We start from the raw sequence: 20,147 nt of genomic DNA on the forward strand, positions 1-20,147 counted from the left end.
TCTTCAGCCGTAAGACATTCGCGCAATTAGGCTTCCCTGACTCCTTTAAAGATATTGATCGAATGGGAAACTTTCTGTGCCGTGGATCTTTGCAAGACCCTTACTCCATGGTCTGGCGGTTGCTGGTGTGCTTTTCCTGGCAAATACTTCCCGGATGAAAAAAGATACTGACCACGAGGAAACCGGCGACCCGGGACCGGGAGATCAGCGTGTTGAAACACTGGAGGTCCCCGGCGGTTCCCATACCGATGCCGAAGCGCCAAAGGATGTCCAGCAGCAGGTTGAGTCACACGAGGCGGAACAGTCGAAGAAATTCGGCACCTTCGCCGGGGTGTTCACGCCGACCCTGCTCACCATCCTCGGCGTCATCATGTTCCTGCGCGAGGGCTGGGTCATCGGCAATGCCGGCCTGGGCGGCGGGATCCTTATTATCCTGCTGTCATTTGGCATTACCGCCGCCACGGCGCTCTCCATGGCCACGTTCGTGACCAATATCCGCGTGGGCCCGGGGGGCGCATTCTCGATGATCTCCCAGTCCCTGGGGCTGGAGGCCGGCGGCGCAATCGGCGCCCCGCTGTATATTTCGCAGGCGCTGGCCGTGGTGATGTATATCTTCGGCTTCCGCGAGGGCTATCTGTGGGCCGTGGACGCATGGGGGCTGGTCGAGCTGCCGTCCCTAGCGATTGACCTGATTATTTTTGCCGTCATATTTGGCATCACTTTTATCAGTACCAGCCTGGCCTTCAAGGTCCAGTACCTGATCTTGGCCATCATCATCGGGTCCCTCGTCTCGATCGGCATTTCCGTGTTCCACGAGCCGATGGATAACCCGATCCTGTGGTGGGGCGATTTCCCGGGCAGTCCGGAGGAAGGCTTTCCGGGCACCACCTTCTGGGTCGTGTTTGCGGTGTTCTTTCCCGCCTCGACCGGCATCATGGCCGGCGCCAACATGTCGGGTGACCTGAAGAATCCGCGCAAATCCATTCCGGTCGGCACCCTGGCGGCAGTGGCTTGTAGCCTGGTTGTCTACCTGGCGCTGGCCTACTGGCTGATGCGGGTGGCGACGGTGGATGAGCTGACCGGGAACTACACCATCATGATCGATCGCGCCTTCTGGGGCCCCGCGGTGCTCGGTGGCCTGCTGGCCGCAACCTTTTCCTCGGCCCTGGCCTCGTTTGTCGGCGCCCCCCGTATTCTTGAAGCGCTTGGCAGTCACAGCATCGTGCCCGCTTCCGGCTGGATTGCCCGGCGGACGAAGAAAGGCGAGCCGCGCAACGCCACATATATCACCGCGGCGATCGTTCTGGCCGCAATCATGCTGCGCGAACTGAACGCCATTGCGCCGATGGTCGCGATGATATTCCTGCTCACCTACGCCACGATCAACCTGGTCGTAGTCACTGAGGAAAGCCTGCGCCTGATCAGTTTTCGTCCCCTGATGCGGGTCCCCAAGTTCGTGCCCCTGATCGGCCTGGTCGGCTGCCTGTTCTCGATGTTCATCATCAACCCGACCATCAGCCTGGTGGCCATTGCTGTTGTAGCGATAATCTACATTGGCCTGATGAAACGACGCCTCACCGCGCCCTCCGGCGATGTGCGCAGCGGCCTGTTTACTGCCGTGGCCGAGTGGGCCGCTAAAAAGGTGATGCAATCACAGGGCGGCGCCGAGCGCGCCTGGAAGCCGAACATCCTGATGCCGGTGGGTGATCCCGATCGCTTACGGGGTGCCTACGAGTTCGTGGGTGAGCTGGCCTACCCGGTGGGATCCATCAAGTTGCTTGGCATAGCGCCAGCCAACCGCGCCGAAGAGCTCGAGAGCCACCTGGTCGATACCCAGCACGCATTCACCAGGGACAGGATATTCACCACGGCCACGGTGCTGGTCAGCGAGCATTTCCCCGATGGCTTGCGCATCGGCATGCAGGCACTGGCCGGCTCCTTCTTCCGCCCCAATCTCCTGTTTATGCAGCTCCCCAAGGGCAAGGAAACCCATGAATCGCTACAGGAATTGATCCGCGAGGCCGGGCGCCAGCGGATGGGGGTCTCGTTACTTGTGCGGCACGATACTGCCGGCCTCGGGCGGCGCAAGAAGATCAACCTGTGGATTCCGGACCAGGGGCCCGACTGGACCCTGAAAATGGATTTCATGGAACTGGACCTCGCTATTCTCCTGGCCTACCGCATGCTGGATAGCTGGGAGGATGCCAGCCTGACCGTGATCGCGGCGGTCGAGAAGGAAAACGAAAAGGTGAAGGCGAGAAGGTTCCTTAACCGCCTGGTCGACCTGGCCCGGCTGCCGGCAGACACGGCGGCCCATGTCGCCGACGGGGATTTCGGGCGCTTCGCCAGCAACGCACCCAGGGCGGACCTCAATGTTTTTCCCCTCCCCGAGGAGCTGGACGCCGAGTTTCTCTGGAGCCTTCGCGACGCCACGGGTTCGACATGCCTGTTCACCCAGGACAGCGGCGATGAGAGCGCGCTGGCATAGCGCGGCCGGCATACGCAATGTGGCCATGAGTAATAAAGATATACTGCATCGAAACCCAGAATAAGCGCAGTGAAAACCCCTACAGACAGACACATCCAAAAAATACGCTCTATCTCTACAAAAAAGGCGGACCAATGATGAGCTTATCCAGATTCTCTCAAAATCTTTTTATTGCATTCGCCATCTTTCTGATGTCATTACCGGCCTTACCCCACAGTTTTGACGCCGCAGACAAGGTAGATGAGGATATCCGTCGATATGATGGCTACATAACTTCAGCACTTAGCGGTGCCAAATACTATTTTCCACAGGAAACCGAATACCTTGTTTTAGTCATAGACAATAGTGGGAGCATGCACCATTACAGCTGGAGCGCACTAAACGCTCTCGTACAAAAGGTACTGGAAACCTTTCCCAAACTGAAAGGATTCCGGATTTTTAATCATATTGGAGAAGAAATCGATATTAACCCCGACGGCAAGTGGTTATCCAACACGTCTAATCAAAAGAGAAAAGCCCTGGACCGCCTGCGCTCTTGGCACTCAAGCAATAACAGCAGCATTTTATCGGGTCTTATCCATACACTTAACTCACTCAATGAGAATGAGGAGAATATTAGTGTTTTCCTAATGGGTGATGAGGAAACAACTGAAGATTGGGACAGCATAGCAACCAAAATAGACGCAATCAGCTCGATAATTAAGACCCAGACTGCCACCGTGAAAATACATGCGATCGGTTTCCCAGTGCAGTTCTTTCGCCCGTCAACATTACAAGCCACAGGCGTCCGCTATGCCGCTGCGGCGCGCGAAGTTGCCGTCAGCAGTGGCGGCGTATTTATAGGCCTGAACAGCAGCACAGTTAACAACCCTACACCCCAAAAGGCCAATGTCAGCCATAAGCCAGGCCTCGCGCAGAGGATTGTTACTCTTCTTGATACATCTCAGTCAATGCAACCCGCGGGTTCAGTTCTGCGCCCACCCTATGGGACGGCGGTAAAAAAGGGCATGCTCATCGATGAAAGGCTGGCACAGGCGCAGCAGGCTGTTCTTCAGGTAGTCGACTCTTTGCCAATGGGAAGCCGATTCCAACTATATACATTCGATCAAGAGAGCCACCCCCTTCTACCCCAGTCAGCCAGAGAGTGGTTGAACCTCCCCAGCCCAGGTGCAAAGGTTCAGATAGCCAAAGCGCTGAGCAATATTACGGCTGCTGGCCCGAAAAACTTCGAAAGCGCAATTCTGGGCTTAAGTCGAATATCGCCACCTCCGGATAGAGTCATTCTGATTACGGATGGATTGCCAAACATGGGAGTGGAGTCAGGCTATCTCGGTGTTGCAACATCCAACAAGGCACGTTTCAGGTTGCTTAGAGCGGCTGAGGAAAGACTTCCGGAAGATATATCACTACAAATTATACAAGTTTCGCTAGATGGAACGCCCTTCAGCGCCAGCGAGTTCTGGCGAATGACTACGTTCAGGGACGGAAGCTTCCTGTCCGTTCCGGACCATGTAGTTAAATCGAGGCCCTAAGTGCCATTTTTGAAATGTCACTTCCGAGCGTTAATTGGCAACCACTAGAGAACCAGTGCCGGCCCCGACAGCCGGGGGCTTTCGTATCACGCCAAATGCCCTCCGGTTTTGCCAGGTTAACACCGTCAACCCGCACCACCGCTATTTTGGGGCGGGTAATCGCCAACTGATAGCAGAGGGCGGTAGTCACAACTTAGAATGTGCCCCGGCAACCTCCAAGGTCATTCACGCACGATGCCTACCCCGGACATGCAGCAGCCCGAATCGTCGCGTCTCAACTGGACCAATCTATTGCTACCAGCGTAGAGTTGGAGCGGCCACTTTCTCTCGCGCCTATGGGATGGGCAGCACTAGACGGCGCAACCCGCTACAGCCATTGAACAACTCAACAGTCCAATATGAGCTCAGTGGACAGAAAGATAAGGCAACTAAAAAACTGTAATTGTCCCAAGCAATACTCTGTCGCTACTCGGAAATAGAAAATTTAGCTAAATAACGGGAATATATCGGTATGTTATCGACTGTTATGCCAATCGGTCGCGGGGCCGGCATCGCCGCCTGCCTGCTTAGCCTCTCCCTGCTGGGCGGCTGTGAGGAAAAAGGGGCGCAGGGCCAGGGCGATGCAGCCCAGGGTGCCAGCGCCGATGCCGAAGAGGCACCGCTTTACCGGCAATGGCACACTGTCACTCTCAACTTCGCCGGACCGGAGACCTCGGAGCAGGCTGAAGACAATCCCTTCCTGAACTATCGCCTGGATGTGCGCTTTACCCGGGATGAGGAAGAGTACCGGGTTCGCGGCTATTACGCCGCCGATGGCCAGGCGGCGGCCACCGGTGCCGAGCAGGGCAATGTCTGGCAGGTGAAGTTCAATCCCCCCGCACCCGGACGCTGGCATTACCATGCCGAACTTGTACGAGGCGACCAGATTGCCATTACCCCTGACGCGCAGGGGAAGCCGGTCCCGCTCGAAAAGCCCCGCGGTCAGTTCGAAGCAAAGGCGAGTGACGGGGACGGACAGGGTTTCCACTCACTGGGTCGACTCTCGGTCAAGGATAGCTATTTCTACTTCCCCGAAACAAAACAGTATTGGCTAAAGGGTGGTGCTAACGGGCCGGAAAACTTCCTTGCCTATGCCGGGTTCGACGGCACCTACCGCATCGCCACCGAAAAGCGTGAGGGCGAGGCAAGCGTGGACACCCACCTGCATCAGTATGAGGCGCACCGGCAGGACTGGCGAGAGGGAGACCCCACCCTGCGTGGCGGCAAGGGCAAGGCATTGTTCGGGGCCATCAACTACCTTGCCGACAAGGGCATGAATGCGCTCTATTTCCTCACCCTGAATATCGACGGCGACGGCCGGGATGTGTGGCCCTATGCTGACCCCGACGTCTTCACGCGTTTTGATGTGAGCAAGCTGGCGCAGTGGGAGCAACTTTTCGAGTATATGCAGGGTCGCGGCATTCTCCTGCACATGGTGACGCAGGAGACCGAAAACGAGCGGCTGCTCGACGATGGCGATGTGGGGCCGATGCGCAAGCTCTACTACCTGGAACTGATCGCGCGCTTCAGCCATCACCCCGCGCTGGTCTGGAACCTGGGGGAGGAGAACGGCTACGCAGAGTGGGCGCCCCCGGCCCAGGACGATGCGCAACGCAGGGCGATGGTGGAGTTCTTCGAGCGGCACGATCCCTACCAGCACCCGGTGCTATTGCACACCCATGCAGAGATCAATACCCGCCAGCCGGTGCTGGAGTTACTGTTGGGCGTGCCAGGGCTGGACGGCCTGTCCCTTCAGGCGGACAAACGCGAGCACGCCGCCGACGTAGTGACCAAATGGAAACGCCGCTCACGCGAGGCAGGTCATGAGTGGCTGGTTACCATGGATGAAATCGGTATGTGGCATACCGGAGCCGATATTGATGAGAATGATCCGGGCCATATCAGCCTTCGCGGTGACGTACTCTGGGGCACCCTGCTGTCCGGCGCGGCGGGTGTGGAATGGTATTTTGGAGCCAAGGTGCCCCACAACGACCTGAATTCAGAAGACTGGCGCCAGCGCGACCAACTCTGGTCGCTCACGAAGCACGCCCTCGATTTCTTCCAGGCGCACCTGCCCTGGTGGGAAATGCAGCCCTGCCATGACCAGGTTTCCCAGGAAGGTGCATACTGTCTCGGCAAGGAAGGCGAGGTCTACGCGCTGTACTTCCCTCACGACACCCGCGCCTTTGCAGTTGACCTGGGTGGGATCGACGCCAACCTGGACGTGTTCTGGTACAACCCGGAAAAAGGGGGTGAGCTCCTTACCGGCACAGCTCCGGCAGTTCAGGCGGAGGGGAAGATAACCCTGGGCCAGCCACCGAGCCGGCCCGGCGCGGACTGGGTGGTTCTGCTGCGTGAAACGAACTGAGGCCGCAACAAATAGGGTCAGACCAATATGCAGGCACGCCAAAACCTGATCTGGCCCCATTTATTTACTGCAAGAGACGAAAATTACAAGTTACTAAACAGCGATAATAAAAAGATGCAAAAATACACCTTAATTCTTATATTCTTCTCTCTGGCATGGCCTGGCACTATCTCAGCAGCTCGAGAACAGGACACTTCAGATACCGCCTTGGCGGCGTCGATAGACAGCTATTTAATGCCCTTAGCAGAGGAAGGGAAGTTCAGCGGGGCGGTCCTTCTGGCACAAGACGGCCAAGTCGAGCTGGCAAGGGGCTATGGGTATGCGAACCACGAACATCGCATACAGAATACACCCGACACCAAGTTTCGCATTGGCTCTTTGACCAAGCAATTCACAGCGGTACTACTGCTGGCCCTGGATGAGCAGGGGGAACTCAGTACCGATGACTACATTTCAAAGCACTTGCCCGACGCTCCTGAGCACTGGGAAGGAATCAAAATAGCTCATCTGCTGAGCCACACATCCGGCATCCCGAACTTCACTGGTTTTGCCGACAACCTGCGCTACGAGCGCTTGCCCACCACCGTCGAGCAAACCGTGGCACGCTTTGCAGATAAAGAGCTAAATTTCGAACCAGGATCCAGGTTTGAATACAGCAACTCTGGATATGTGCTACTTGGTTATATTGCCGAGCTAGTAGCAAATAAGAGTTATGAAGATCTGGTAAGCGAAATAATTCTCAAAAAGGCAGGTATGGAGGACACCGGATATGACCACCCGAGTACGATCCTCAGCAAGCGAGCAGCAGGATATTCGAAAACAGGAGACACATTAGTCAATGCGATCCATTTCGAAATGGACACACCGCATGCTGCCGGCGCGCTGTACTCCACTGTTTATGACCTGTTCAAATGGGACCAGGCGCTCAGGTCCGGGGATATCATTTCCAAGGCCTCGATAGAGAAAATGGAGACGCCATACTTCGGTAGTTATGGGTTTGGGGTAGATACGGATGAAGGACAGGTATTCCACAGTGGAACCATCAGTGGATTCAAGGCATTTATGCGAAGGTATCCACAATCTGGTACCTCCGTCATTGTGCTGAGCAATTACCAGTTTTCCGACCCAGGAGAAATCAGCCTTGATCTTGCCAAGATACTGTTGACTGCCGAGGAGAGTTGAGCGTACAAGCGGAAATAAATGGGGCCAGAATATGCAACAAGACTTCGATCCGGCTCCATCGATTCCTGCGCGTCAGGCAGTCGTTTTCCTTGCCAGGAAGATGGTATGTCGCGCGCCCTTGCCGGGTCGCTCGCGCACGGTCTTGACCTCGACGTCAAAGCCAGTCTTTCTCAGCCGGTGCACGTACAGGCTGTCGGGCCCCGCCGACCACACTGCCAGCATGCCGCCCGGCGCCAGGCTCTCATAGATACAGCTGGTACCCTCCAGGGAGTACAGCCAGTTGTTGTCGCTGTGGGTCAGCCCCTCGGGGCCGTTATCCACATCCAGCAGCACGGCATCGTAGTCACCCTCGGGCCCGTCCAGAAGTTCACGTACATCGCCGATATGCACTAAGCAGCGGCCATCGTCCAGGGGCCGGCCGGCGCAGGCGCCCAGTGGGCCGCGATTCCACTCCACCACCTCGGGGATCAGGTCGGCGACAATGACCTCCGCACCGGGCGGCAGCACCTCCAGGGCGGCGGCCAGGGTGTAGCCCATGCCCATGCCGCCCACCACCACGCGGGCGTTCCTGTGCTGCTTCAGGTGGGCGCAGCCCAGCAGCGACAGTTCCCGCTCACTGTTGAAACGGCGGCTGTTCATCAGTTCGCCGCGGGGACCGGACAGGGAGATGGAGAACTCCTGGTCGCGCTGGCGCAGCGTGAGTATGCCGCCGTTATTGGGGATCCGGGCAGTACCGAGTTCGATCCAGGGTTTCATGGGGTGTGCTCGCTGTAGGAGGGTGGGGATACGGCGGGCAATGTAGCATAAAGCCTCGCCCCTATGGTTAGCGGGCACATGGTTATGATGCCGCCCTACCCCTTCGACATACTACCGCCAGCCGGTAACGAGTCCTGTGCAGGCGCTTCCACCACCTCCTCCTCCGGCGTGATCAGGCTGGCGATCTGCCAGCCATCCCCCACATCAGGCTCCTGCGAGAGCGTGTAGAAATGGATCCTGCCCTCCGGATCCACGGCATAGAGTCGCGTAGCGCGGTTGCCGTAGGTTTCCCGGTAATCGTCGATGGTGAAGTCTTCTGTCAGGCCCGTGGTGCGGATCGCTGCCCCTCTCGCTACAAGGCTGGCCAGGCGGCCAAAGGTTGCCTTCTCGGAAAAGAGTTCCAGTGTCTTTGCGTATCGTTCCGATACCCGGTGGCTGGCGCGCCCCTCCTGTTCGCCGTAGCCGAGGCCCAGCACCGAGCCCTTGCCCAGCACATGCTCGAAGTGATAGGTGACCAGTGGGTTGAGCTGCCTGTAGGGAGACAGCACCAGGACCTTGCCAACCGTGGACAGGTCCAGGGTCGTGCTGGCGTGCTCCGAGATCGGGTTACCGTAGTAGGTGGAGATGTTGTCCATACGCGCCTCCCGGATGGCATCCCAGTTGGTATCCGCAATGATGACGGGCACCTCCTTTTCCATCAGGTCCTTCGCCAGCATACGCGCGAACCTGTTGCCACCGAAGATCAGGTAACCGGCGGGATAAGGGGCACGCACATCCAGCAGTTTGGCAATGCCCTTTGCGGTCAGGCTCTGCAGGACGACGGTGGCGATAATCACCAGGAATACCATCGGCACCAGCAGTTCGGATTTTGGCAGCCCGAACGCATCCAGTTTCAGGGCGAACAGGGCGGATACCGCGGCGGCCACGATGCCCCGTGGCGCAATCCAGCTCAGCAGCGCCAGCTCGCGCCAATTCAATCCCGACCCGGGTGCGGACAGGAAGACAGACAACGGCCGGGCGACGAACATGATGGCCGCCAGCACCAGCAGCGCGCCCCAGCCCAACTGGGTCAGCGTGGACAACTCCAGGCGTGCGGCGAGCAGGATGAACAGCGCCGAAATCAGCAGCACGCTGAGGGTTTCCTTGAACTCGAGGATATCGTCCACATCCAGGCCCTTCATGTTGGCCATCCAGATACCCATTACCGTCACCGTGAGCAGGCCCGATTCATGACTCATCAGGTCGGAAGCGGCGTATGCGCCCAGCATCAGGGTGAGCACCGCGGTATTGCGAAGGTAGTGCGGAATCCGGTTTTTCCTGAGCAGGACGCCAAGGCAATACCCCACCAGTGAGCCAAGCCCGAAGCCGATCGCCACTACCTTCAGGAAAATGATGAATGTATGCTCGAATGCACCCTGTGCGGCAACGACATACTCGTACACCAGCACCGCAAGCAGTGCGCCGATGGGGTCAATGACTATCCCTTCCCAGCGCAGGATATTGGCGATACGGCTATTTGGGCGCACTGTGCGCAGCATGGGCACGATGACGGTCGGTCCGGTAACCGTGACGATGGCACCGAAGAGCGCGGCCAGCTGCATGGGCATGCCGAGGAAATAGTAGGCGGCGGGCGTTGCAATCAGCCAGGTCACCAGCGCGCCCACTGTGCACAGGTTGCGTACCATGCTGCCGTGGCCGCCGAGGTCGGAAAGCTTGAGGGTCAGCGCTCCCTCGAAGAGGATGATTGCGACCGCCAGTGAAACCAGGGGGAAAAGCAGGTCGCCGAACAGCGCATCGGGGTCGAGGATACCGGTCATCGGCCCCAGTGCCAGCCCGGCCAGGAGCAGGGGCAGGATCGCCGGCAGCTTGAGCCTGTATGCCAGGTACTGGCACGCTATCGAGACGATGCCCACCATCACCAGCAATGCCATTGGGTTGGTGATGATTTGTTCCATAGTGCTGATGACCCGCTTGCGATGTGTATTTCAGCGCGAGAGTATAACTTAGTGAAGTTCGCCGGCAATTAAGCGGTCCGAGCCCGCTGATGCGCAAGACCACGTGCCAGTGACTGCTCGTCAACCGATCGCAAGCAGAGCTTTCCGTCCAGGATCGACGCAAGTGCAAACTTATGACGTAGAATACCTGGCAGTTCCCGTGTTTCCATGTCGGGCTGTGACTGACATAAACCCACCTGGCAAAGCGATGGATACAATATGGACGAGATAAAACAAAAGATTGCGCTTTTCATCGATGCGGATAATGCCCCGGCGGGCAAGTTTGAAGACGTGCTGAGCGAGGTGGCGAAGTACGGCGTGGTTACGATTCGCAAGGCCTATGGTAACTGGAAGTCCCCGACCCTCAAGGCATGGGAGGACCTGCTGCATGAGCACGCAATCCAGCCGGTGCAGCAATACGACTTGACCAAGGGCAAAAATGCTTCCGACATCGCCCTGGTTATCGATGCGATGGATGTGATGTACACCAAGGATATCGATGTGATGTGCTTCATCTCATCGGATTGTGACTTTACCCCGATGGTTACCAGGGCACTGGCCGAAGGCAAGGTGGTGCTGGGCTTTGGCGAGCGCAAGACGCCGGCGCCCTTTGTGAACGCCTGCTCGAAGTTTCTCTTCCTCGATCAGTCGGAAGCCGCCAAGGAAAAGAGCGGTGAAAAACGGAAGAACATCAAGTCAGATGCAAAACTGATCACCCTGTTACGCCATGCCATCGAAGCCACAGAAGATGACGATGGCTGGGCCGAGCTCGGCGCCGTCGGATCCAACATATCCAACCGGACGTCATTCGACTGCCGCAATTATGGTTTCAAGAACCTGAGCAGCCTGTTCCGGGCCGTTGACCTGTTCGAGTTGAAGCGCGGCCAGGGCAAGTCCTACCTGGTAAGGGATATCAGGAGAAGCAAGAAGGCCTGACAGGGGCCAAGCCACTCACTGCCCGTGCATTCTCTTCATATGCTCTTCCATGGGAGAAAAACCACTGATACCCATGAAAGTGCCGCCCACAAGGAACAGCAGCGCGAGGATAAACACCCAGGTGGCCAGGATCTTCCCGAAGACGGCTGCTGCGCCTTCGGATCGAAGCGCGCAATACAATACCAGGTAGCCGAGCACAGCAAACAGGGTGGCGGGAAACAGGCTGGCGATAAATGACATACCGTTAATCTCCATTCAGGCGCTTTCGCAGTGCTTGAAACCAGGCACTGGGCACATTTGGCGGCACTACGGGGAAGGAGGATGACATGCAAATGAACCAGGCCGGGGCGCCCTATTCGCCAGGTATGTCGCCGCCAAGCATGTGATCAGCCGCCTCGAGTACTTTACGGGCGGGCACCTTTCGCACCTTGTCAGCGAGCAGGATTGCCTCGCTTAACTCCTCGTCCGACAGGCCCGCTTTCTTCGCCTCCGGGATGTGATACTCGATGCAGGGGATACAATTGCTGCCCATTGCAGCGCCGATTGCGACCAGTTCATGCTCGCGCTGGCTGAGTTGCGCCATGGTAGTTTTCTCCTTCGTCACCCTGATCCCGATCCCACCTGCCCAGGGGCTTTCCGCCCCTGAGCCTTAGGAAAGACCGGGTTTGCCTGCCGGAGAGGAGGCCGCGACCTGAAATACGCCGCCCTCTTTCGACTTAGCGCGAAGTATAGACAGCGACCGGCCCGACAGGAGAAAAATGGCAGCTGGGGTAAATGACGGGCAGATCAACCCTGTGGCGCTAAAACTGCTCGGCTTCAGCGTCCTCTTGCTCGTCCAGCGCCTCCAGAGACAACTCGAGACCGGTACCAGTTTTCAGGCTGTTACTGCTTTCACCATCTGTTTCGGGTGTCGCAGCCTTGGGCTTTTTGCCCTCTTCGTAGAGCTTGATGCGCAGGCGCAGGTTGTTGGCGGAGTCGGCGTTGCGGATGGCATCCTCGTGGCTGATACGGCCTTCGACATAGAGCTTGAACAGTGCGCCATCGAAAGTCTGCATGCCGAGGTTCTCGGACTTCTCCATCATCTCCTTGATGGAGTGGAACTCACCCTTGAGGATCAGCTCGTTGATGGTCTGTGTTCCCAGCAGGATCTCTACCGCGGCACAGCGCTTGCCATCCACGGTGGGCACCAGGCGCTGGGACACGAAGGCGCGGATATTCTGTGACAGGCTCATCAGCAGCTGGGGCCGGCGCTCCTCGGGAAAGAAGTTCACAATACGGTCCAGCGCCTGGTTGGCGTTGTTGGCGTGCAGGGTGGAGATCGCCAGGTGGCCGGTCTCGGCAAAGGCGATCGCGTGCTCCATGGTCTCCCGGTCGCGGATCTCCCCGATCAGGATCACATCCGGCGCCTGGCGCAGGGTGTTCTTCAGGGCGGCGTGGAAGCTGCGGGTATCCACCCCCACCTCGCGCTGGTTGATCACGCTCTTCTTGTGCTTGTGCACATACTCCACCGGGTCCTCGATGGTGATGATGTGGCCACCGCTGTTGGTGTTGCGGTGGTCAATCAGCGCCGCCAGCGAGGTGGACTTGCCGGATCCGGTACCGCCCACGAACAGCACCAGCCCCCGCTTTGCCATCACCACATCCTTGAGGATCGGCGGCAGCTTCAGGTCATCGAACTTGGGGATCTCGGTGACGATATTGCGGGCCACAATGGAGACCTGGTTGCGCTGCCAGAAGATGTTGATCCGGAAGCGCCCCACACCGGGGATGGTCATCGCCAGGTTCATCTCCAGGTCGCGCTTGAACTCCGCCTGCTGGGCCTCGTCCATGATCTCCATGGCGATCTTCTCGATCTGGCCCGGGACCAGTGGCTCCTTGCCCAGGGGCTTCAGTACACCCTGGAACTTGGCACAGGGAGGTGCGCCGGTGCTGAGGTAGAGGTCAGAGCCATCATTCTTGGCGAGTACACGGAGGTAGCCAGTAAAGTCCATCGATACATATCCTGCTGGCGCGAAAATCATTTTGTGAGCAGCTTATCGAAAACGGTGATAACTGGTAAAGCAAAAAATTTTTTGGGCTGGTCCTCCGCTGAATCAGTGAACAGAACCGACTATGCACTGTAGAAAAAATCATCGCCTGTGCACGCGGGAAGCGCACAGGCATGGATGAACAGGCCCGCGCATCCCAGACAGTCCCGGGCTGTATGAATGGATAGGTTTTGCGCGGACTCCCGGGCAGTGCAACACTTAAGGCGGAAGGTGCCGGGTATTGGTTGAGGCTCCTCGTCTCCCCGACCTAATTGCACAAGGAGATCCATTGGCTGGCGCGAGCGTGGTCCTCGTAGCCCTGGCAGCACTCTGCTGGGGCCTCTCCGGCGGGATCGGCGGCATGCTTATGGCCGCCGGCTGGAACCCTTTCCTGGTTTCGTTTTTCCGCGGCGCCATAGGGTTGCTGTGCGTCCTGGCCTGGCTGGTCCTGCGCCCGGGGGGCAGCGGGCTGGCAAAGCCCTGGTTATGGTTCTGGGCGATCATTGCCGGCCTGGGTGTCGCAGGCAACTTTGCGTTTTATTTCGTCAGCATCGCCGAGGGCAGTGTCGCGGTTGCGGCGACATTGATGTACAGCGCGCCGGCTATCGTCTACGGCGTATCTTTCGCATTCGGGCTCGAGAAACCCACCGCGTTTAAACTGGCCGCGATCGCCCTGGTGATGGCCGGCATCGTATTGCTGACACAGGTTTACGAAACCACTCCGGGCGGCATCACACCTGTCGGGGTAGGCGCGGGCCTGCTCGCCGGGCTGTCCTACGCGGTATTCATTTTCGGGTTTAAATATGCGGCACCACACGGCAGCCCGCAGTCTGTCCTGTCAATCGCATTCACGGTGGTTGCCCTGGTGCTTATATGGCCGGGCGGTATCGACCGGGCCCTTGCCGCAGTGGACGCACCGGATTTTCCGCTGTTTGTGATACTGGGGATATTAGGCGCCGGATTGTCGTTCGTGCTTTATGTCATTGGGCTGAAGCACGCCGCACCCACCATGGCTTCCATGGTGGCGCTGGTAGAACCGATTACCGCCTCCCTATTCGGTGTCCTGGTCCTGAATGAGAGCCTGGCTGCTCCACAGCTTGTTGGCATGGCCCTGATACTGGTGACCGTGACCGCGTTGGGTGTGCAATCGGGTGCCGAAAGAAAGTAACCGGGAAGCAATCGGCTCGGGGTAAAACCCTGACCGGATTCCACTTCCGGCCCAGCCGCGACCCGCAGGCATCGAGAGAGTTCAGCCAATCAATACCTGCGGGTTCCCTGCCCCGGAAATCAACGCAATTCGCGGGCGATATCCTCGAGCGACTCGGTCAGTGCCCTGGTCTTCTTCTCTGCCTCTTCGTCGTCGTTATTTACCGACGCCAGTGAGGCGAGCATCACCAGCCTGCCCGCAACCCGGCTGTCCTTGGCCCTCTTCTGCAGCAGTGATTCCGAAGCCTCCAGCGCTTCAGCCAGTTCCGAGGCCATGGTGTCAGGCACAGACTGGCTGCGCTGCAGCTGGTCCAGGTAAGCCCGCGCCACTACCGGCCGGGCCGGCCACTGCACCGGGAACTGCTGCTGGGGATTGAACAGCCCATTCTGGTCCGCCACTGCCGCCGCACCCACTTCATTGGCGGTCAGGTACTGGCTGGGCAGAAGGGAGAACACATCGATGCCGCGGGCAATCTCGGTGCCGTAGATCTTGCCGTTGTACCAGTAGGCGGACCAGTAGCCGCCCAGCACTATCTCTTCATCATCGATTGGGCCGCGGTCAAAATAGGCGATCTCCACTGGGTTGGCGGAGTCGGTAAAGTCCATCAGGGAAATGCCGCCCTGGTACCAGGCCTGCACAAAGATGTCCCGGCCCGGCACTGGCACGATGGAGCCGTTGTGGGCCACACAGTTTTCCTGCTCGCTCTGGGGTGCGGGAAGCTTGTAATGGCTGCGATATTCCAGCTTGCCTTCCACGATGTCGTAAATGGCATTGGCACCCCAGTCCAGCGGGTCGAAGGCGCGGCAGCGCGGCCGGGAGCCGCCACCCCACTCATCGGTGAAAATTACCTTGGTGCCATCGTTATTGAAGGTAGCGGAGTGCCAGTAGGCAAATCCGGCGTCGCTCACCGCATCGATGCGCTTCGGCTGCAGGGGATCGGAGATATCGAACAGGATTCCGTTGCCGGAGCAGGCGCCCGCGGCGATATTGCGCTCCGGGAACACGGTGATATCGTGGCAGTGGTCGGTCCGCCTGGTTTCCTGGGTATCATCACCGTGATCGCCACCCCGCCACAGGCCCGCCAGGGTATCGGATTCCGGGTCGGCAAAGACTGCCGGACTGTCCACAATGCGTGACTTTGACGGATCGGCCACGGGAATTTCAATCACGTCGATACGGAACAGCGCGGTGCGCGTGTCACCGGGAGTATCGTCCACGCAGCCCGGCATTTCCTCCTCTTCACGCACGGGAGCTATACCCGAGTTATAGACAACGATCTTGCCGTCGGCGCCGAGACCGGATACCACAGAATGGGTGTGGGAGCCGCGACAGGTCTGCACCGCCCCCACCTGCTTCGGGCGTTCCAGGTCACTGATATCAAAGATACGCAACCCGCGGAAGCGCTCGGGGCTGACATCCTCACTGATCCCCTGCAGCCCGCAATCCAGGCGACCGCGGCCCTGCTCAACCGACATGATCAGCAGGTCGCCAACCAGCGATACATCCCCCTGCCCGCCCGGGCACACCACCGAACTCACTTGCTGCGGCAATCCGTCCTCCCGCAGGCGATAAATATTGAAGCCGTGGTAGCTGCCGGCCACCATGATGTCGCCGGAGAAGGCGATATCGGTATTGGCAAAGCTCATGAAGGGCAGGCGTTCTTCTTTCTTCTCCTTACCCGCTGGCGCTTTCTCCTCACCTTCACCCCCGGACTTTTTATTATTACCTTTTTCCGGCTTTTTCGGTGGCAGGCCGGCCACATTGTCCGGGTCGTAGAAGCCCGCCGGCTTCGGCAGCCGTCCCTCGTGCTCCAGGTTCAGGATGGCCTCGCCGGCATCGGCATAGCCGGCTGCCAGCCCCGCGCGGGGATCATCGGACAGACCGGCCAGCAGCTTGCCCATCCGTTCCACTTCCGCCGACTGGTCATTGGTAATGTCAGTGGTGAATTCGAACAACACCGGGTCATAGGCGGAGCCGGCTTTTTCATGCAGTTCTTCCACCATGGCCACTGCGCCCTCGTGGTGGGCAATCATCAACTCCAGGAAAAGCCGGTCAAATACCTTGCTCCTGGCTTCTGCCAGTTCAGCCATCTGCTCCGGCGTGGCCATGCCGGCCATCTTGTGATCGGTTTCCATGGCATGGTGGTGCCCGGGATCCGGCACCCTCTCACCGCGCTGCCGCAACCACTGCTGCATAAACTTTATTTCGTCTTCCTGGGAGACATCGATGCGCCCGGCCAGGTCGACGATTTCCGGATTGTTGGTCCTCTCGGCCACAAGCTCCGCCATCTGCAGTGCCTGGTGGTGATGCGGGATCATGTCCTGCATAAACTGGACGTCGTCGGGGGAGTAGGCGGTGACGGCCACCTGAATGGCCTCTTCCTCGCTCAGCTCGCGCACCGCCTCACCCGGTGCGCCGGGCTGGACGATTGCCACCTCGTCGGCAGCACTGGCCATTACTGCACCACAGAGGCCGGCAACGGAGATAATGTGAATAAAAAATCGGCGGGAAAAAAGATGAAGCCTGGTCATTGATGACACTCCATTTATCGATGCCCTGCGAATACTCCAGTCCGCCCCAGCACTATGGATACAAAATGTGCGATCAATACTCAGTTCCGGCAATCGAGGTGCAATCAAGGCTGCCGGGAAGGGCTCAAGGCAATTTATGTTTTAATTAGTACCAACAATTTTTATACAGGGACGTCCAGGCACAATCAATTACACACCCACACAAACTTTGCCCGGCAATCGGCTGCAGCGCCTTTTTGACACTTAAATCATCTATATGACCGGTAAAAATTAATCCCAGGGGGGATCTGACATTGACCAACCGACTGCTGGCGACGCTGTTCGCAATTATTCTCACCTCAGGCCTCAGTGCGTGCGACAGCAGCCATGAAGCCGGGGTCCCCGGTGAGCATGGGCGACCGGTGCCACTGGACTTCCTCCCGGCACTCAAGGGCGATTATTTCCGGCTGCGCTCAGGCATCGTCGGCCGTCCTTACCATATCTATGTCCGCCATCCCGAGGGATATGAGGAAAACCCGGAAAAGCAGTACCCTGTGATTTACCTGCTGGACGGGGATTCCATGTTCCCCATTCTCGCCGCCAACCACCTGTTCCTGCACTACGATGACCAGATTCCAGAGGCCATTGTGGTGGGGATTGCCTACGGTGCATTTGACCCCGCTATCAACATGCGCGATATCGACTTCTCCACGCCCTCGGAGGGGCGCGAGAGAAGTGGCGGTGCCGACCTGTTTCACCAGTTCCTGGAGCGGGAACTGCTGCCGGCCGTGGAGAAGCGTTACCGTGCGGATCCACAGCGCCGTATCCTCTACGGCCAGAGCCGCGGCGGCTTTATGGTGCTCTATTCGGCCTTCAATCACCCGGATCTGTTCTGGGGCCGCATCGCCGGCAACCCGAGTTTTTTACCGGACATGGAGCAGTTCTTTGCCAAGCCAGCGGAACCAGAGAGGAATGACCTGGTGCTCACCGTCGCCAGCTCATCCGATGAGCAATACCCGGGCAAGAGGGAAAGGGCACTCCGCTGGCACGAGCACTGGCAGGAACGGGAGGATGCGCCATGGCAGGTCCGCTTCCACACTGTCGAGGGCGGCACCCACGCTGCCAACAGTACCGACATTTATCGCTTCGGGCTGCGGCAGATATTCAGCGAGCAAATTGCAGTTACTCGCCAGCAGGCTGAAATCGGTAACCCCGTCCCTGCCGGCGACTGAGGCTTCAGGCTGGTAGCGGGTTATGTCCCGGTGGGGACCTTTTGTCGGTTTGAGTGCCGGCCGGCCTCCCGTCTGGGAGAGGCAAGCCGCCAAGCCGGATCATGACACCGGAAACGCCTGGCCGGCGCGAGATTGCGGCCAGCCAGGTCAACTCCCGGCCCCGACTGTTCAGTTTCCGTTCAGCCAGGACTGGTACACTGGCACCACTTATAGCCCCCACTCCCCCGAATTGTGCAATACTCGCAGCCAGGCCCCGGCCAGCTTGGGATGTGGGCCGGATTAGAGCCACACTGCCACGACAACCCCGATGAATAAGAAGCTGCTTACACCCCTGCCCCTCCTGCTGGCCGCCACCATGACCGGTTGCAGCCTCGCCCCCTACCAGAAGCCCCCGCGGGAGCCCACTTCTGCTCCCGTCGCACGGGCAGCGATCCAGGAGGATATCGGGACGATCGAGGAAAAGCTCTATTCCCAGCACCGGGAGTGGCGCGGCACCAGGTACCAGCTGGGGGGGCTGAGCAAGCGTGGCATCGACTGCTCGGGGTTGGTGTATGCCACCTACCGCGACCAGCTGGGCGTGGAGCTGCCCCGAACCACCCGCTACCAGTCACAGCTGGGCCGGCGGATCAGGCGCAATGAGCTGCGTGCCGGCGACCTGGTATTCTTCAAGACCGGCCACAAGGTCCGGCATGTGGGCATTTACATCGAGGACGGCAAGTTCTTCCACGCCTCCACCAGCCGTGGCGTCACTATTTCCCGGCTGAGCGACTACTACTGGCGGGACCGCTTCTGGCATGCGCGCAGGCTGGACCTGAACAGCTAGGGTATTTCCGCCCGGCCTAGGTGAGGGTAAAGGGGCCTGCGAGCCGGGACACCCGAAGCCTGTCACCAGCGCCGCTTTGCGCGAGCCGGCGACAGGGGCGCAAATCACTTGATCTGCTAAAGGCTGATCTCCTGCCTGTTCTTCACCACCTCGCCATTATCGAGGGTGCCGGTGAATTCGAGGATAAGGTCAGTGTCCGCGGCCGAGGTGCGCTGCACGATGCCGAACTTGACCCACTTGAAGAACCTGCCCTTCGGCGCGACACGGTCGTTGAAGTTGAATGTCCGCGAGACCCGGCCGGTGGGCACATGGCGGATGTTCAGCAGGCCGGCATCGGCAAAATGCCCGATCACGCGTTTTTGCAGATAACTGGTGCAGCTCTGCCCGCGACCGATATTCTTGCCACCCACGGTGACGCCCGTCCACTCCTCAAATCCGGCGGGCGGGGGCAGCTGCCGGGTCTGGCGCAGCTCGAAGAGGAATACCTCTATCTCGAAGTCGTGGGTATTGTTTTCAAACCTGACAAATTCGGTGCGCGTGGATTTGGCTATCTCGCTCTCGTACCAATCCGCAACCGAATCCAGGTCACCGATAGACATCAGTTCAAATTCCTGACTCATTGTTGTTCCCTCATTATTGACTGGATTTCACTGACTTCCGGCCGGCGCATCGCTGATACCGGCCCTGAACCACTGTTTCTTTCTGCCTGGTCACCTCCTTATGCCGCTGCATACAAGAATCGCTGGTGGACCTGTGAGACGCAGGTGATACGTGATGGGTAGCGCGGCGCCGGCGTAGCCGCCTGGTGGGCGGCTCGAGACCCAGTCGGGAGCCCCGCACATTTGTCCCGGCGAGCCAGTCCGCCCGTGCACCCCGACCGGCACATCCGTGCCGGCCGTCGCAAAGATAGTACAGATCTGCACCGTTGTAGTGCGCCCGCGCTGGTTGCCGCGCCAGCTTTTGGGGAGCGTTTTCCGGGCGCCCGGCTGCCACTAGCCCGCCCCCAGGCCAGGGGCGGGTGACGTGATGTAAGAGAGGAAACACGAGTGGCAC

The 20,147-nt window shown here is 58.8% G+C and carries 15 protein-coding genes; 8 read left to right on the forward strand and 7 right to left on the reverse strand.

Features of this window, described 5'->3' with window-relative positions; all coding sequences use genetic code 11:
- The first annotated feature begins 154 nt into the window (after window positions 1-154).
- The 4 genes from BLT26_RS02000 to BLT26_RS02015 all read left to right on the forward strand — a co-directional run bounded on the left by BLT26_RS02000 (window position 155) and on the right by BLT26_RS02015 (window position 7,609).
- Window positions 155-2,488: an amino acid permease gene (locus tag BLT26_RS02000; RefSeq protein WP_091507404.1), complete on the forward strand. Its 2,334-nt coding sequence runs from the start codon at window positions 155-157 to the stop codon at window positions 2,486-2,488.
- A gap of 134 nt (window positions 2,489-2,622) precedes the next feature.
- Window positions 2,623-4,020: a vWA domain-containing protein gene (locus BLT26_RS02005; protein ID WP_091507408.1), complete on the forward strand. Its 1,398-nt coding sequence runs from the start codon at window positions 2,623-2,625 to the stop codon at window positions 4,018-4,020.
- A gap of 511 nt (window positions 4,021-4,531) precedes the next feature.
- Window positions 4,532-6,427 (forward strand): DUF5060 domain-containing protein, encoded by a 1,896-nt coding sequence (locus BLT26_RS02010; RefSeq protein WP_091507412.1) that lies wholly within the window; start codon window positions 4,532-4,534, stop codon window positions 6,425-6,427.
- Between the two features lie 27 nt (window positions 6,428-6,454).
- The gene (locus BLT26_RS02015) at window positions 6,455-7,609 is read left to right on the forward strand and encodes a serine hydrolase domain-containing protein (protein WP_091507416.1); all 1,155 of its coding nucleotides are present in this window, start codon (window positions 6,455-6,457) and stop codon (window positions 7,607-7,609) included.
- Between the two features lie 72 nt (window positions 7,610-7,681).
- Here the strand turns inward: BLT26_RS02015 and BLT26_RS02020 are convergent, their stop codons facing one another.
- A complete protein-coding gene (locus BLT26_RS02020) occupies window positions 7,682-8,365 on the reverse strand; it encodes a spermidine synthase family protein (protein WP_091507420.1) in 684 nt (227 codons plus the stop codon).
- A 95-nt stretch (window positions 8,366-8,460) separates the two neighbouring features.
- Window positions 8,461-10,320: a cation:proton antiporter gene (locus tag BLT26_RS02025; RefSeq protein ID WP_217631354.1), complete on the reverse strand. Its 1,860-nt coding sequence runs from the start codon at window positions 10,318-10,320 to the stop codon at window positions 8,461-8,463.
- Window positions 10,321-10,578: 258 nt separating this feature from the next.
- Here BLT26_RS02025 and BLT26_RS02030 point away from each other — a divergent pair, with 258 nt between their 5' ends.
- A complete protein-coding gene (locus BLT26_RS02030; protein WP_091507424.1) occupies window positions 10,579-11,295 on the forward strand; it encodes an NYN domain-containing protein in 717 nt (238 codons plus the stop codon).
- A 15-nt stretch (window positions 11,296-11,310) separates the two neighbouring features.
- Here the strand turns inward: BLT26_RS02030 and BLT26_RS02035 are convergent, their stop codons facing one another.
- From BLT26_RS02035 to BLT26_RS02045, 3 genes are all read right to left on the reverse strand, one after another.
- Window positions 11,311-11,535 carry a hypothetical protein gene (locus BLT26_RS02035; RefSeq protein ID WP_139169355.1) on the reverse strand — a complete coding sequence of 75 codons (225 nt, stop codon included), beginning with the start codon at window positions 11,533-11,535 and terminating at the stop codon, window positions 11,311-11,313.
- A 112-nt stretch (window positions 11,536-11,647) separates the two neighbouring features.
- A complete protein-coding gene (locus tag BLT26_RS02040) occupies window positions 11,648-11,878 on the reverse strand; it encodes a carboxymuconolactone decarboxylase family protein (protein WP_091507431.1) in 231 nt (76 codons plus the stop codon).
- 217 nt (window positions 11,879-12,095) lie between these two features.
- The gene (locus tag BLT26_RS02045) at window positions 12,096-13,286 is read right to left on the reverse strand and encodes a PilT/PilU family type 4a pilus ATPase (protein WP_091507435.1); all 1,191 of its coding nucleotides are present in this window, start codon (window positions 13,284-13,286) and stop codon (window positions 12,096-12,098) included.
- 325 nt (window positions 13,287-13,611) lie between these two features.
- Here BLT26_RS02045 and BLT26_RS02050 point away from each other — a divergent pair, with 325 nt between their 5' ends.
- Window positions 13,612-14,490: a DMT family transporter gene (locus tag BLT26_RS02050; protein ID WP_091507438.1), complete on the forward strand. Its 879-nt coding sequence runs from the start codon at window positions 13,612-13,614 to the stop codon at window positions 14,488-14,490.
- Between the two features lie 119 nt (window positions 14,491-14,609).
- Here the strand turns inward: BLT26_RS02050 and BLT26_RS02055 are convergent, their stop codons facing one another.
- A complete protein-coding gene (locus BLT26_RS02055) occupies window positions 14,610-16,985 on the reverse strand; it encodes a DUF305 domain-containing protein (RefSeq protein ID WP_245720548.1) in 2,376 nt (791 codons plus the stop codon).
- A gap of 368 nt (window positions 16,986-17,353) precedes the next feature.
- Between BLT26_RS02055 and BLT26_RS02060 the strand changes: the two genes are divergently transcribed.
- On the forward strand, window positions 17,354-18,271 hold the full coding sequence (locus tag BLT26_RS02060; protein ID WP_091507447.1) for an alpha/beta hydrolase: 918 nt from the start codon (window positions 17,354-17,356) through the stop codon (window positions 18,269-18,271).
- A 307-nt stretch (window positions 18,272-18,578) separates the two neighbouring features.
- Window positions 18,579-19,094, forward strand: a complete 516-nt coding sequence (locus BLT26_RS02065) for an NlpC/P60 family protein (RefSeq protein WP_091507451.1) — start codon at window positions 18,579-18,581, stop codon at window positions 19,092-19,094.
- Between the two features lie 116 nt (window positions 19,095-19,210).
- Here BLT26_RS02065 and BLT26_RS02070 read toward each other — a convergent pair whose 3' ends face one another.
- On the reverse strand, window positions 19,211-19,714 hold the full coding sequence (locus BLT26_RS02070; RefSeq protein ID WP_091507454.1) for a hypothetical protein: 504 nt from the start codon (window positions 19,712-19,714) through the stop codon (window positions 19,211-19,213).
- Between the last annotated feature and the right edge of the window lie 433 nt (window positions 19,715-20,147).

Source organism: Microbulbifer yueqingensis, assembly GCF_900100355.1.
Classification (GTDB): domain Bacteria; phylum Pseudomonadota; class Gammaproteobacteria; order Pseudomonadales; family Cellvibrionaceae; genus Microbulbifer; species Microbulbifer yueqingensis.

Excerpts from the sequence above, each read along its gene's own strand:
- BLT26_RS02000 (WP_091507404.1), top strand. The coding sequence starts at position 155 with ATGAAAAAAGATACTGACCACGAGGAAACCGGCGACCCGGGACCGGGA.
- BLT26_RS02005 (WP_091507408.1), top strand. The coding sequence starts at position 2,623 with ATGATGAGCTTATCCAGATTCTCTCAAAATCTTTTTATTGCATTCGCC.
- BLT26_RS02010 (WP_091507412.1), top strand. The coding sequence starts at position 4,532 with ATGTTATCGACTGTTATGCCAATCGGTCGCGGGGCCGGCATCGCCGCC.
- BLT26_RS02015 (WP_091507416.1), top strand. The coding sequence starts at position 6,455 with ATGCAGGCACGCCAAAACCTGATCTGGCCCCATTTATTTACTGCAAGA.
- BLT26_RS02020 (WP_091507420.1), bottom strand. The coding sequence starts at position 8,365 with ATGAAACCCTGGATCGAACTCGGTACTGCCCGGATCCCCAATAACGGC.
- BLT26_RS02025 (WP_217631354.1), bottom strand. The coding sequence starts at position 10,320 with ATGGAACAAATCATCACCAACCCAATGGCATTGCTGGTGATGGTGGGC.
- BLT26_RS02030 (WP_091507424.1), top strand. The coding sequence starts at position 10,579 with ATGGACGAGATAAAACAAAAGATTGCGCTTTTCATCGATGCGGATAAT.
- BLT26_RS02035 (WP_139169355.1), bottom strand. The coding sequence starts at position 11,535 with ATGTCATTTATCGCCAGCCTGTTTCCCGCCACCCTGTTTGCTGTGCTC.
- BLT26_RS02040 (WP_091507431.1), bottom strand. The coding sequence starts at position 11,878 with ATGGCGCAACTCAGCCAGCGCGAGCATGAACTGGTCGCAATCGGCGCT.
- BLT26_RS02045 (WP_091507435.1), bottom strand. The coding sequence starts at position 13,286 with ATGGACTTTACTGGCTACCTCCGTGTACTCGCCAAGAATGATGGCTCT.
- BLT26_RS02055 (WP_245720548.1), bottom strand. The coding sequence starts at position 16,985 with ATGGCCAGTGCTGCCGACGAGGTGGCAATCGTCCAGCCCGGCGCACCG.
- BLT26_RS02065 (WP_091507451.1), top strand. The coding sequence starts at position 18,579 with ATGAATAAGAAGCTGCTTACACCCCTGCCCCTCCTGCTGGCCGCCACC.
- BLT26_RS02070 (WP_091507454.1), bottom strand. The coding sequence starts at position 19,714 with ATGAGTCAGGAATTTGAACTGATGTCTATCGGTGACCTGGATTCGGTT.